This is a genomic window from Micromonospora sp. NPDC023966 (genome assembly GCF_040639095.1).
Classification (GTDB): Bacteria; Actinomycetota; Actinomycetes; order Mycobacteriales; family Micromonosporaceae; genus Micromonospora.
In genome coordinates, this window is record NZ_JBEZZJ010000025.1 from 78011 (window position 1) to 91525 (window position 13515).

9 protein-coding genes and 1 pseudogene are annotated in these 13515 nt (G+C 75.3%); 3 read left to right on the forward strand and 7 right to left on the reverse strand.

The annotated features are described in order from the left end of the window. Nucleotides 1–272 precede the first annotated feature (272 nt). From AB0F68_RS25830 to AB0F68_RS25840, 3 genes are read left to right on the forward strand one after another with little or no spacing between them, the layout of a single operon-like run. Nucleotides 273–1322 (forward strand): MoxR family ATPase, encoded by a 1050-nt coding sequence (locus AB0F68_RS25830; RefSeq protein ID WP_357342767.1) that lies wholly within the window; start codon nucleotides 273–275, stop codon nucleotides 1320–1322. A 1-nt stretch (nucleotide 1323) separates the two neighbouring features. After that, nucleotides 1324–2622: a DUF58 domain-containing protein gene (locus AB0F68_RS25835; protein WP_357342769.1), complete on the forward strand. Its 1299-nt coding sequence runs from the start codon at nucleotides 1324–1326 to the stop codon at nucleotides 2620–2622. Between the two features lie 16 nt (nucleotides 2623–2638). After that, nucleotides 2639–5107, forward strand: a complete 2469-nt coding sequence (locus AB0F68_RS25840) for a DUF3488 and transglutaminase-like domain-containing protein (protein ID WP_357342771.1) — start codon at nucleotides 2639–2641, stop codon at nucleotides 5105–5107. Between the two features lie 226 nt (nucleotides 5108–5333). On the opposite strand, the gene AB0F68_RS25845 is transcribed toward AB0F68_RS25840, so the two are convergent. The 7 genes and pseudogenes from AB0F68_RS25845 to AB0F68_RS25875 form a co-directional block, all read right to left on the reverse strand. Further along, nucleotides 5334–5729 (reverse strand): DUF3040 domain-containing protein, encoded by a 396-nt coding sequence (locus tag AB0F68_RS25845; RefSeq protein ID WP_091268111.1) that lies wholly within the window; start codon nucleotides 5727–5729, stop codon nucleotides 5334–5336. A 116-nt stretch (nucleotides 5730–5845) separates the two neighbouring features. Next, nucleotides 5846–7105, reverse strand: coding sequence for a DNA polymerase IV (locus tag AB0F68_RS25850; RefSeq protein WP_357342773.1), 1260 nt, complete (start codon nucleotides 7103–7105; stop codon nucleotides 5846–5848). A 44-nt stretch (nucleotides 7106–7149) separates the two neighbouring features. After that, a complete protein-coding gene (locus tag AB0F68_RS25855) occupies nucleotides 7150–8313 on the reverse strand; it encodes a nucleotide pyrophosphatase/phosphodiesterase family protein (protein ID WP_357342775.1) in 1164 nt (387 codons plus the stop codon). Beyond that, complete coding sequence (locus tag AB0F68_RS25860; protein ID WP_357342777.1) at nucleotides 8310–9059, reverse strand: methyltransferase domain-containing protein; 750 nt, start codon at nucleotides 9057–9059, stop codon at nucleotides 8310–8312. The genes AB0F68_RS25855 and AB0F68_RS25860 overlap by 4 nt, the downstream gene beginning before the upstream one ends. Nucleotides 9060–9073: 14 nt before the next feature. Beyond that, a complete protein-coding gene (locus tag AB0F68_RS25865) occupies nucleotides 9074–9253 on the reverse strand; it encodes a hypothetical protein (protein WP_091268414.1) in 180 nt (59 codons plus the stop codon). A gap of 96 nt (nucleotides 9254–9349) precedes the next feature. Continuing rightward, on the reverse strand, nucleotides 9350–12727 hold the full coding sequence (locus AB0F68_RS25870) for an error-prone DNA polymerase (RefSeq protein ID WP_357342779.1): 3378 nt from the start codon (nucleotides 12725–12727) through the stop codon (nucleotides 9350–9352). Nucleotides 12728–13072: 345 nt separating this feature from the next. Beyond that, nucleotides 13073–13515: pseudogene (locus AB0F68_RS25875) on the reverse strand (DNA polymerase Y family protein); the annotation flags it as partial.

A 13515-nucleotide genomic window follows, 5' to 3' on the forward strand; every position in this document is an offset into this window, starting at 1 on the left:
AGAAGCAGGAAGGCTCCGGCCATGCCCCGGAGTGTACCCCGCCTACCCGTCGGCCATCTCGCCCGCACCACCGGTCGGGACATTCCCCCGGTCCGGCGAATATTCCGGGCGTAACCGACCGACCGCCTGCGGGGGTCGGCGACGACGAGAAACATGGTTAGCCTGAGAGACAGTTGAGATTTCTGCGGCAGACGTGGCTCGACGTCGCGAACCTAACGGCGGGTCCAGGTGCTCTATTCAGCGCTGCCGTCCAGGCGACGAGGAGGAGGCCCGTGACACAACAGACCTGGGACGAGGTGGGCGGTCTGCTGCCGCACGACGAGTTCCGCGCCGCCAGCGAGGCCATCGTGGCCAACATCGAGCAGGTCATCGAGGGCAAGACGGCCACCGTCCGGCTCGCCCTCGCGGTGCTGCTGGCCGAGGGCCACCTGCTGATCGAGGACGTCCCCGGCGTCGGCAAGACCAAGCTGGCCAAGGCCCTGGCCCGGTCGATCGACTGCTCGGTGCGCCGGATCCAGTTCACCCCCGACCTGCTGCCCAGCGACGTCACCGGGGTCAGCGTCTACAACCAGGAGACGCACGACTTCGAGTTCCGCCCCGGCGCGGTCTTCGCCAATCTGGTGGTCGGCGACGAGATCAACCGGGCCTCGCCGAAGACCCAGTCGGCGCTGCTGGAGTGCATGGAGGAGCGGCAGGTCACCGTCGACGGCGTGACCTACCAGCTGCAGACCCCGTTCATGGTGATCGCGACGCAGAACCCGATCGAGATGGAGGGGACGTACCCGCTGCCGGAGGCGCAGCGCGACCGGTTCACCGCCCGGATCGCGATGGGCTACCCGGATCCGGGCGCCGAGCTGGCCATGCTGGACGGTCACGGGGGCACCGACCCGCTGAACGAGCTGCGGCCGGTCTCCGACGCGGCCACCGTCCGCCGGCTGATCGGCCACGTCCGGCAGGTGCACGTCGCCGACGCCGTCAAGCAGTACGCGATCGACCTGGTCACCGCCACCCGCGAGGCGACCGACCTGCGGCTCGGCGCGTCCCCGCGGGCCACCCTCCAGCTGCTGCGCACCGCCCGCGCCGTGGCCGCCCTGGAGGGCCGCGACTACGTCCTCCCGGACGACCTCCAGGCCCTCGCGGTGCCGGTGCTGGCGCACCGGATCATCCCCACCGCCGACGCGCAGCTGGCCCGGCGCACCACCGACGCGATCGTCGCCGAGCTGGTGCACCGCCTCCCGCTCCCGCACGACCGCAAGCGCTCCCCGTACGACACCCGGCCCGGCGGCAACGGTCGCGGGCCGTACGAGCCGCGGAGGCCGTGAGGTGCGCGACGGGCTGCGAGGACTGACCACCCGCGGCCGCTCGTTCCTGGCAGCCGCGGTCGCCGCCGCGATCTCCGCCGGCATCCTCGGCGAGAAGGACCTGCTCCGGGTGGCCGTCCTGCTCGCCATCCTGCCGCTGCTCGCGGCGGCCTACGTCGGGCGCAGCCGCTACAAGCTCGCCTGCAACCGGTCGCTGGAGCCGCACCGGGTGCCGGTCGGGGCCAGCTCCCGGGTGGTGCTGCGGCTGCAGAACCTGTCCCGGCTGCCCACCGGCACCCTGCTGCTGGAGGACCGGCTGCCCTACGCGCTCGGCAGCCGGCCGCGGGTGGTGCTGGAGCGCCTCGGCGCCCACCAGGCCAGCTCGGTGGCGTACACGGTCCGGGCCGACGTACGCGGCCGCTACGAGGTCGGGCCGCTGGTGATCCGGCTGACCGACCCGTTCGGGCTCTGCGAGCTGAGCCGGGCCTTCCCCAGCACCGACCACCTCGTCGTGATCCCGCAGGTCACCCCCCTGCCCTCGGTCCGCCTCCCCGGCGAGTACGCGGGCAGCGGCGACAGCCGGGCCCGCTCGGTGGCGGTGCACGGCGAGGACGACGCGGCCACCCGGGAGTACCGGATGGGCGACGACCTGCGCCGCGTGCACTGGAAGTCGACCGCCCGCACCGGCGAGCTGATGGTGCGCCGGGAGGAACAGCCCTGGGAGAGCCGGGCCACGGTCGTGCTGGACACCCGCGCCTTCGGGCATCGGGGCGACGGGCCCACCGCGAGCTTCGAGTGGGCGGTGTCGGCCGCCGCCAGCATCGCCGTGCACCTGCGCCAGGCCGGCTACAAGCTGCGCCTGGTCACCGGCTCCGGCGCGGACGTGGACGCCACCGAGGCCGGCGGCGAGGGTCTGCTCCTCGACCAGCTCGCCCAGGTGCACCTGGACAAGCGCGGCGAGCTCACCACACTGGTGCAGCAGGTCCGGCAGCGGGCCGACGGCGGCCTGATCATCGCGCTCCTCGGCACGCTGAGCACCGCCGAGGCGGAGCTGCTGGCCGGGCTGCGCGGCAGCGGCGCGACCTGCGTGGGCTTCCTGCTCGACAGCAACACCTGGCTGAACCTGCCGCCGAAGGCCCGGGCCGAGGCGGAGCACGCGCACGGCGCCGCCGCGCTCGCCCTGATGCAGAGCGGCTGGCGGGTGATCGGGGTGGAGCACGGTAACCGGCTGCCGGTGCTCTGGCCGCAGGCGGCCCGCGGGTCCCAGGGGTTCGCGCTGCGGGCGGCGCTGGCCGAGACCGTGGCCGGAGGCGTGCGATGACCGGAAGGGTGGACCCGTGACCGCGCACCGCAACCTCGGCTTCGTCGCCGCGGCGGCGACCCTGCTGGCGGCGGCCCCGCTGTCGGCGATCTTCGAGCGCTGGACGTGGCTCATCCAGGCGGCCATCGTGGTGGCCGTGGTGGCCGGCGCGGCCGCGCTGAGCCGGTTGGTCCGGGCGCCGCTGTGGGGCCAGGTGCTGGCCATGCTGGCCGGTCTCACCCTGGCCCTGACCTGGGTCTTCCCCGGTGGCACCGAGTTCTTCGCGTTCGTGCCCACCCCGGCCACCTTCGCCCACTTCGGCGACCTGCTGAGCGCCTCCCTGCCGGACATGCGCTCCTACGGCGTGCAGGTGCCGGATGTGGACTCGCTGCTTTTCCTCGCCGTGCTCGGCATCGGCGCGGTGGCCGTGGTGGTGGACGTGCTCGCCGTCGGGCTGCGCCGGCCGGCGCTGGCCGGGCTGCCCATGCTCGCCATCTACTCGGTGCCGGTGGCGGTCTACGTGGACAACGTCCCGGCCACCCCGTTCGTGGTGGGCGCCTGCGGCTTCCTCTGGTTGCTGGTCACCGACAACGTCGACCGGGTACGCCGCTTCGGCCGCCGGTTCACCGGCGAGGGCCGCGACGTCGACGTCTGGGAGGCGTCACCGCTGGCCGCGGCGGGCCGCCGGCTGGCCGTGGTCGGGGTGGCCCTGGCGGTGGCCCTGCCGCTGGCCGTACCCGGGATGACCGGCGGGCTGATGAGCGCCGTCGGCGACGGCACCGGCACCGGCAACGGGCGGCCGGGCCAGGGCGGCAGCCCCGGCCGGATCGACCTGTTCGCCGCGCTCAGCGGCCAGCTCAACCAGACCGAGGTGTCCGAGCTGGTCAAGGTCACCACCAACGAGCCGAGCCCGTTCTACCTGCGCTTCGGGGTGGCCGACGAGCTGCGGCCGGACGGCTTCCGGGTGCGGGTGCCCACCGGGCGGCCGGTCAACCGGGACCTGCCCGACCCGGCGGAGCGCGGCGGCCGGGGCGTGGAGCAGCAGCGCTACCGGGCCAGCGTCGAGGTGACCAAGAACCTCAACATGCCGCTGCTGCCGGTCTACGCCGAGCCGGTGAAGACCGAGGACCTCGGCGGCAGTTGGCTCTACGACCAGAACCTCCAGATCGTCTTCTCCAACCGGGAGAACTCCCGAGGCAAGCGCTACTCGTTCGACTACGTCCGCTCGACGTTCAGCCCGACCGCCCTGCGCTCGGCGCCGTCCCTGCCGGCCGACGACCCGGTGCTGCGGCAGCAGACCAACACGCCGGCCGTCCGGGGGGTCGACCGGCTGGTCGAGCAGCTCGTCAAGGGCAGGACGAACGACTACGACAAGGTCCGGGCGATCTACGACTACTTCTCGGTGGAGAACGGGTTCACCTACTCGCTGTCCACCCGGAACGGCACCAGTGGGGAGGACATCACCGACTTCCTCAACACCAAGGTGGGCTTCTGCCAGCAGTACGCCGCGGCGATGGCCTGGCTGGTCCGGTCGGCCGGCATCCCGGCCCGGGTGGCGTTCGGCTTCAGCAACGGCAGCAACTCCGGCGGCGGCACGTACGTGCTGACCAACAAGAACCTGCACGCCTGGACCGAGGTCTACTTCGCCGGGTTCGGCTGGGTGCCGTTCGACGCCACTCCGGCGGCGAGCATCCAGGGGTCGGTCCGCTCGGCCTGGGCCCCGGACACCGACGCCCCCGAGGACGTCACCCCCGTGCCGGGGAGCACCGCCGCTCCCGACGGGGTCGACCCGTCGGCCAGCGCGGACGACCCGGACCGCCTCGACAAGGACGCCGACCAGGGCCTCGCCGTCGGCGACGGCGGCCCGACCCGGCAGAGCCCGGTCTGGCCGTGGTGGGCGGCCGGGGCGCTCGCCCTGCTGGTGCTGCTCGCGGTGCCGGCCCTGCGCCGCTCCGCGCTCCGCCGGCGCCGGCGCGCCCGGGCCGCCGTGCCCGCGGCCACCACCCTGACCGCCGTACCCGGGCAGCGGGGCGAGGCGCGCGAGATCGTGGTGGGTGTGGACGCCGACCGGGCCCGCGCGGACGCGCACGCCGCCTGGGACGAGTTGCTCGACACGCTGGTCGACTTCCACGTCCGGGTGGACCAGACGGAGACCCCCCGGACGACCGCCGAGCGGCTGGCCCGGGAGGCGCTGGTCGAGGACGCCGGGGCGGTGACGGGGGTCCGGCTGCTGGGCCGGGCGGAGGAGCGGGCCCGCTACGCCCGCGACCCGCTGACCGGCGAGGAGCTGTACCCGGCCCTGCGGTCGGTGCGCGGCGCCCTCGCGGCCCGGGCCGACCGGCGCACCCGGTTGCTGGCGGCTCTGCTGCCGCCGTCGGTGCTGCTGCGCTGGCGGAACGCCCTGACCGAACGCTCGACCCGACTGGTCACCACGACCGGGCAGGTGCGGCAGCGACTGCTGCGCTGGAACCCGCGTCGTCTCCTGGCGGGCCGACCGGCCCGCTGACCCGGTTCCGCCCGCCGGCGCTCCCCCGCCGGCGGGCCGGACCGGGTCGCCCCGGGCAGGGCAGGGCAAGCGCGCCGAGGGACGGGCGGCGCGGGCGCACGGACGAACCAGAGCGCGGAAGATCAGGGCGTGCCGAGGATCAGGGCACGCGGAAGCGACCACGCTCGCCGGGCAGTGCCGGCGATCCGCCGTCGCGAAGGACCCGCCCGATCAGGGGCGGGAGCGCTCAGCGATGCCCCTCCGGGCGCTGCCGCCAGCGGTCCTCCATCCGGTCGAGGAAGGAGCCCCGGCGGCCGCTGCGGCCACGGGGACGACGACGGCTCGTCGTGCCGCCGACCACGTGCAGGTCGGGCGACTGGGATCGGCGGTGCGACTGCACCGCGTAGCCCAACGAGGCCAGCATGACGACAAAGCCCGCCACGGCCAGCGGGGGCGTCTTGATCACGGCACCGTAGATCAACAGGGCCAGACCAGCGATGACCACGCCGGCAGCGACGAGCACGCGACGCCGCGCGTGGAAACGCGGGTCGCTGGCGCGCACGGCCGAGGCGAATTTGGGGTCCTCGGCAAGCGACCGCTCGATCTGCTCGAACAGCCGCTGCTCGTGCTCCGAGAGCGGCACGGCACTCCTCCCCGGTCACGTTGGTCGGCCCCGGACGGGCCGACAGACCGTGGCAGCCGACCGGCTGCTTACCCGCAAGTCTACGAGGGGTCTCGCGCGTCGGAAAGCGGGACGACCTACGGCCGGGCCGGTTTTTCGACTCGCCGGGGATCACGCTTCCCGAGAAGACTGGCCGGACCTATGACGGACCGCCCGAATCGGGCGGCCGCCGCGTCGGCCGCCGCCTCCGCCTCCCGCCAGCCGCGCTCGGGCGCGCCCAGCGTGAGCTGCTGCGGCGTCTCCTCCGCCGCGGCGAGCCCCTCCATCCGGACGCCGACCAGCCGGACCGGCTCGCCGGGGGCGAGGGCGGTCCAGAGCGCCCACGCCGTGTCGAACATCTCCCGGGCGGTGTCGGTGGGCACGCCGAGGGTGCGGGAGCGGCTGACCGTGCGGAAGTCGGCCAACCGGACCTTGAGCGACACGGTCCGCCCGACCTGACCCGCCGCGCGCAGCCGGGCGCCGGCCTTCTCGGCGAGGGCGAGCAGCGCGCGGCGGATCTCCACCGGGTCGGTGACGTCGGTGTCGAAGGTGACCTCAGCGCCGATCGACTTCTCCACGTGCTCCGGGGAGACCCCGCGCGGGTCCCGCCCCCAGGCCAGCTCGTGCAGGTGGCCGGCGGACGCCTCCCCCACCGCCCGGCGCAGCAGGCCCGGTGACGCCTCGGCCAGGTCGCCCACGGTGTTCAGGCCGAGCCGGCGCAACGCCTCGGCGGAGCGCTCCCCCACCCCCCACAGCGCCGCCACCGGCAGCGGGTGCAGGAACTCCAGCACCCGGGCGGCGGGCACCACGAGCAGCCCGTCCGGCTTGGCCCGGGTGGAACCGAGCTTGGCCACGAACTTGCTCGGCGCCACCCCGACCGAGCAGGTCAGCTCCTGCTCCTCGGCGACCCGGCGGCGGATCAGCCGGGCGATCTCGGTGGGGGCGCCGAAGAGCCGCCGGGCGCCGGCCACGTCGAGGAACGCCTCGTCCAGGGAGAGCGGCTCGACCAGCGGGGTGACGTCGCGGAAGATCCGCATCACCGCCCGCGAGGCGGCCGAGTAGGCGGTGAAGTCCGGCGGCAGGTAGACCGCCTGCGGGCAGAGCGCCCGGGCCCGGGCGGTGGGCATGGCGCTGCGGACGCCGTAGCGGCGGGCCTCGTAGCTGGCCGAGCTGACCACCCCGCGCGGACCGATCCCGCCCACCACCACCGGGCGGCCGCGCAGCTCGGGGCGGCGGCGCACCTCCACCGACGCGAAGAACGCGTCCATGTCGACGTGCAGGATCGGGCAGCCGGTGTCGTCGGCGTCCGGCCCGAAGCGCGGATCACCGCCCCGGGGCAACGACTGGCTGCGGCCCATCCCCGCAGGCTAGCCCCCCGGTCCGACAGTCCGGCCCCGGCGGGTCAGCCGCGGACCACCAGCAGCGGGATGGTCATCTCGGCGGCGGTGTCCGCGCCGTGGTACGCGACCAGCCGCGACTCCATCGGCTTCTCCGAGCGGGTGGCGACCACGGCGTACGTGTCGCGGCAGACCACCACCACGTCGCCGATCCGGCCCAGGTGTGCCTCCGGCACCGGCCCGAACCAGCCGGTGGCCACCGCCTCCGCCCGGGTCAGCACCCGGGCGGCGCCGTCCAGCACCGCCGACCAGGCGGCCACCACGTCGGCGGTGGCGCCCGGCTCGACGTGCAGGTAGCGGACCCGGGGCTCGCCGGCCACCACCCGGACGCCGGCCCGCAGCCGGGAGTCGGTGTCCAGGTCGATCCGGTGCCCGTCGGGCACGTTGAGCTGCCCGTGGTCGGCGGTGACCAGCAGCGCGGCGTCCGGCGGCAGCCCGTCGACCAGCCGGGCGAGCAGCCGGTCCACCTCGGCGGCGGCCAGCCGCCAGGGCGCGGAGTCCACGCCGCTGAGGTGCCCGTGCCGGTCCAGGTCGGGGTGGTAGCCGGAGACCAGTGCCGGCCCGGGACCGGCCGCCAGGGCGGCGAGCATCCGCTCGGCGAGCGGGTTGACGCCGGCCGCGCCCCGGTAGTCGCCGCCCCGGTTCGCGGCCAGGGTGAGGCCGCTGCCGCCGTACTCCGGGCGACTGACCACGGTGACCGCCACCCCGGCGGCGCGGGCCCGCTCGTAGCAGGTGGCGACGGGCTGCCAGCGCAGCGGATCCGGGTCGGCGGCCCACTCGATGTGGCTGAGCACCCGGTCGGTGCCCGGCACCCGGACCTTGAAGCCGAGCACCCCGTGCGCGCCGGACGGGGTGCCGGTGCCGAGGCTGACCAGGCTGGTCGGGGTGGTGGAGGGGAAACCGGCGGTGAGCGGGACGCCGACCGTGGCGGCCAGCCCGGCCAGCGTCGGCGCGTACGGGGCGGCGGTGGGAATCTGGTACCAGCCGAGCCCGTCGACCAGCAGCACGGCGATCCGGCGCACCCCGGCCAGCCGGGGCGCCAGGCCGAGCAGGTCGGCGGCGCCGGGCACGCCGAGCAGCGCGAGCGCGCTGGGCAACACGTCGATCAGGCTGCCGCCGCCGTAGCGGGGCGCCACCCGGTCGAGCGGACCCACCGCCGGGCCGGTCATGCCGGGCGGCGGGCGAACAGGTGCAGCTGGGCGGCGAGGTCGCGGTACGGCGGCCGGGCGGCGAGGGTCCGCTCCAGCTCGACCAGGGCGGCCGCCTGGCCGTCCGCCACCGCGGCCGGGAGCAGGTCGGCGAACACGCGTACGCCGTGGATCTCCTCGACGGTGAGGCCGGCGGCGGCGAGCAGGGCGGTGGCGCCGTCGGCGTCGTAGCGGCGGTGCAGGGTGTCCCGGGCACCGGCGGTGCCGGCCGGGTCGGCGGCGAGCGCGGCGGCCACGTCGAGGTGGCCGTTCATCGCCCGGGCCAGCACGGCGGCGGCCCGGCCGGCGACCAGCACGCTGGCCGCGCCGCCGGGGCGCAGGGCGGCGGCCAGCGCGGCGACCACCGGAGCGGGGTCGTCCACCACCTCCAGCACCGAGTGGCAGAGCACCAGGTCGACGGTGGCCGGCTCGACCAGCCCGGCGAGCGCGTCGCCGTCGCCCTGCACCGCGCGTACCCGCTCGGCGACCCCGGCCTCGGCGGCCCGGCGGGTCAGCGCGGCGAGCGCGTCGGGGCTGGCGTCGACCACGGTGACCCGGTGGCCAGCCTCGGCGAGCGGGACGGCGAAGCCGCCGGTCCCGCCGCCGACGTCGAGCACCGTGAGCCGCTCGCCGGCCCGCCGGTCCAGCTCGGCCCGGAGCACCGCCCAGATCACGGCGGTCCGGGGGGTCAGGGTTCGGGTGCGCTCCACGCCGCCGAGCCTAGTCACCCCCGGGCCCGGGGTCAGGACTCGCCACCGCCGGCGGGGTCCTCCTCGGCGCGGGACCGTTGGGCGTTGGCCACCGGCCCGTCGGTCACCTGGTATTCCCGCGGCTCCACCTCGTGGGTGGGTGCCCAGCCGGCGCCCAGCCGGGTCCGTCGGGCGTTCGCCACGCCACCGGGGTACGTGCTGTGAAAGGTCATCGGTTCATCCCCCATACGCAGGTGGGCCACTCTGCCCACCCGTGCCGGGAGTCTCCCGCCTCCGGGGCCGGGAAACCGTAATGTGGATCACTCCACTCAACGGAAATCCCGGGACGCCGGCGTGACGGGCGGCTCGATCGAGTCCAGCCGGTCCGCGGTGAGGCTGACGACACCCTCGTGCCGCTGCAACCGGCCCCGCACCACCAGCGCGCTGCTGGTGCGGGCGACTCGACGGTAGCGCTGCCAGAGCCCCGGGGAGCAAGTGACATTGAGCATGCCGGTCTCGTCCTCCAGGTTGAGGAAGGTGACCCCGCCAGCGGTCGCCGGCCGCTGCCGGTGGGTGACGATCCCGCCGACCCGGATCCGCTGCCCGGGCTCCACCCGGCCCAGCCGGGCGATCGGCACCGCGCCCAGCGCGTCCAGCCGGTCCCGGATGAACCGGGCCGGGTGGCTCTCCGGGGACAGGCCGGTGGCCCAGACGTCGGCGACCAGGCGGTCCACCGCCTCCATCCCGGGCAGGGTGGGCGGGGCCGTGCCGGTCACCGTGCCGGGCAGCCGGCCCGGCCGGTCCTGGGCCGCCGCGCCGGCGGCCCAGAGGGCCTGCCGCCGGGTCAGCCCGAAGCAGGCGAAGGCGTCCGCGGTGGCCAGCGCCTCCAGCTGCGCTGCGGTCAGGCCGACCCGGCGGGCCAGGTCCGGCATGTCGCGGTACGGCCCGTTGGCCGTCCGCTCCGCCTCGATCCGCTCGGCCACCTCGTCGCCGAGGGTACGCACGCCGGACAGCCCCAGCCGGACCGCCGGGCCGCCCAGCCCCCAGGCGTGCGGCGGCTCGCCCGGCTGGCTCCCCCACCGGGTCTCCGGCGTGGACTCCAGCACCGCCTTGGCGCCGCTGGCGTTGATGTCCGGCCGGCGGACCTCGACGCCGTGCCGGCGGGCGTCGTCGACCAGGGTCTGCGGCGAGTAGAAGCCCATCGGCTGGGCGTTGAGCAGCGCGGCCAGGAACGGTCCCGGGTGGTAGCGCTTCAGCCAGGAGCTGGCGTACACCAGGTAGGCGAAGCTCATGGCGTGGCTCTCCGGGAAGCCGTAGCTGGCGAACGCGGTGAGCTTGCGGTAGACGTCGTCGGCCAGCTCGCCCGTGATGCCCCGCTCGGCCATCCCGGCGTAGAGCCGGTCGGCGATCTGCGCCATCCGCTCCACCGAGCGCTTCGCCCCCATGGCCCGGCGCAGCTGGTCGGCCCCGGCCGCGTCGAAACCGGCCAGGTCGATGGCGAGCTGCATGAGCTGCTCCTGGAACAGCGGCACGCCGAGGGTCTTCTCCAGCGCGTTGCGCATCAGCGGGTGCGCGAAGGTCACCGGCTCCTGGCCGTTCTTGCGCCGGATGTACGGGTGCACCGAGCCGCCCTGGATCGGGCCGGGGCGGATCAGCGCCACCTCCACCACCAGGTCGTAGAACTCGCGGGGCTTGAGCCGGGGCAGGGTGGCCATCTGGGCGCGGCTCTCCACCTGGAACACCCCGACCGAGTCGGCCCGGCAGAGCATGTCGTAGACCTCGGGGTCGTCCAGGGTCATGTCGCCCAGGTCGAGGCTCATCCCAATCAGGTCGTAGCCGTAGTGCAGCGCGGAGAGCATGCCGAGGCCCAGCAGGTCGAACTTGACCAGGCCGACGGCGGCGCAGTCGTCCTTGTCCCACTGGAGCACGCTGCGGCCGGGCATCCGCCCCCACTCCACCGGGCAGACCTCGATCACCGGCCGGTCGCAGATCACCATGCCGCCGGAGTGGATGCCCAGGTGCCGGGGGAACGTCTGCAGCTCGTTGGCGTACGCCACCACCTGCTCGGGGATGTCCTCGACGTCGACCGCCGCGACCGAGCCCCAGCGGTCGATCTGCTTGCTCCAGGCGTCCTGCTGCCCGGGCGAGAAACCGAACGCCTTGGCCACGTCCCGCACCGCCGACCGTGGCCGGTAGGAGATGACGTTGGCGACCTGGGCGGTGTGCTCCCGGCCGTACCGGGCGTAGACGTGCTGGATCACCTCCTCCCGGCGGTCGGACTCGATGTCCACGTCGATGTCGGGCGGGCCGTCCCGTTCCGGGGCGAGGAACCGCTCGAAGAGCAGCCGGTGGCGCACCGCGTCCACGTTGGTGATCCGCAGCGCGTAGCACACCGCCGAGTTGGCCGCCGAGCCCCGGCCCTGGCAGTAGATGTCCTGCTCGCGGCAGAACGCGACGATGTCGTAGACCACCAGGAAGTAGCCCGGGAAGCCCAGGTCCTCGATCATCCGCAGCTCGTGCTCCAGCTGCGCGTACGCCTCCGGGTGCGCCTCGGGCGGGCCGTAGCGCTCCCGGGCGCCGGCCATGGTGAGGTGGCGCAGCCAGCTCATCTCGCTGTGCCCCGGCGGCACCGGGTACGCCGGCAGCTGCGGCGCGACCAGTTGCAGGTCGAAGGCGAGTTCCGCGCCGAACTCGGCGGCCCGGGCCACCGCCCCCGGGTACGCGGCGAACCGCGCCGCCATCTCCGCGCCGCTGCGCAGGTGGGCGGTGGCGGCGGCGGGCAGCCAGCCGTCGATCTCGTCCAGGCTGCGCCGGGCCCGCACCGCCGCCACGGTGGTGGCCAGCCGGCGCCGCCCCGGGGTGGCGTAGTGCACGTTGTTGGTGGCCACCGTGGGCAGCCCCGCCGCGGCGGCCAGCTCGGCCAGCGCGTCGTTGCGGTCGGCGTCGAGCGGGTGGCCGTGGTCGGTCAGCTCCACCGCCACCGTCTCGGCGCCGAAGAGCGCGGTGAGCCGGTCCAGCTCCCGGGCCGCCGCGTCGACGCCCTCGGTGAGCAGCGCGGCGGGCACGTGCCCCTTGCGGCAGCCGGTGAGCACCAGCACGTGGTCGCGCAGCTCCTCCGCGACCTCCGCCAGCTCGCCGTAGACCGGGCGGCCCTTCTCGCCGCCGCGCAGCTGGGCCCGGGCGATGGTGGTGGCGAGCCGGGCGTACCCCTCGTGGCCGTGGGCCAGCACCAGCAGGTGCGCGCCGTGCGGGTCCGGCTCGCCGTTCTGCGGGCCGGGCAGCCCGAGGGAGAGCTCGGCGCCGAAGACCGTCGGCAGGTGCAGCGCGCGGGCCGCCTCGGCGAAGCGCACCACGCCGTAGAAGCCGTCGTGGTCGGTGACGGCGAGCGCGGTGAGCCCCAGCCGGGCGGCCTCCTCGGCCAGCTCCTCGGGGTGGCTGGCCCCGTCGAGGAAGCTGAAGTTGGAGTGCGCGTGCAGCTCCGCGTAGGGCACCGCGTCGTCCGGGCGGTCCAGCTCCGGCGGCCGGTAGTCCTGGCGCTTGCGGCTCCAGGCCGGGGAGTCGCCGCCGTCGGCGTCGACCGCGAGCGGGTCCACCACGTGCAGGTGCCGCTCGCCCCGGGGCCGCCCCTTCCCGGACCGCCCGTCGGGCCGCCCGGAGAGCACCTGCTCCAGCTCCGACCAGGGCATCTTCGGGTTGTGGAAGCTCACCGGCCGGCTCCCGAAGCCCGCGTCGAGATCCTGGCGGGTGGCGATCCCCGGCGGGGCCAGATTCCTCCAGGATCTGGTTCCACCCCCGCCGGGCGGCGGGTAACCGTTGGTTGACTACGAACTTGATGACGCGGATGAATCGCGGGAGCGGGAGCGGGAGCGGAAGCGGAAGCGGAAGCGGAGGGCGATCCGTTCACGTCATCAAGTTCGTAGCCTCCGACGGGTGGAAGCCGGGGCGGCACGTTGGCGTGCCGCGCGGCCGGAGCACGACCCCCGACCGGAGCACGGCGCGCGACCGGAGCACGGCCCGCGACCGAGGCACGGCCCGGGGCCAGGGCACGGCGCTCAGTCATAGATCGCTTCCACCAGCCACTGGCCGCCCTCGACCGCGAGCAGCAGGGCGGCCCCGTCGGCCAGGCAGACCTGGAACCGGGCCCGGCGGCGGGCCTCGGCCGGCGCCCACCAGCGCTCGTCCACCGGCCATGGGCCGGCCCAGCCGACGATCTCAGCCGGCTGGCCGGCGCCGACGGTCAGCCGCGCGGGCGCCGCGCTGACCGCCAGCCGGGCGCTGACCACGACTGGCTCGCCGGCGGCGTCGTGCACGGCGGCGAGCAGCGGAGTGGGCAGCACGACAGCTGGCGCGGGCGGCGGGATCCGCCCCGGCCACGGCGGCGCCGGTGCCGCCCCACCGCTCTTGGCCGGGCGGCCAGGCGGCGCCACCGCACCGGCCGCGGCCCGCCCGAGCAGACCGTCGTCGTTCCGGGCACCGCGGCGGCCGAGACGATCCT

Excerpts from the sequence above, each read along its gene's own strand:
- AB0F68_RS25855 (WP_357342775.1), bottom strand. The coding sequence starts at position 8,313 with ATGACCGGCCCGGCGGTGGGTCCGCTCGACCGGGTGGCGCCCCGCTAC.
- AB0F68_RS25865 (WP_091268414.1), bottom strand. The coding sequence starts at position 9,253 with ATGACCTTTCACAGCACGTACCCCGGTGGCGTGGCGAACGCCCGACGG.
- AB0F68_RS25850 (WP_357342773.1), bottom strand. The coding sequence starts at position 7,105 with ATGGGCCGCAGCCAGTCGTTGCCCCGGGGCGGTGATCCGCGCTTCGGG.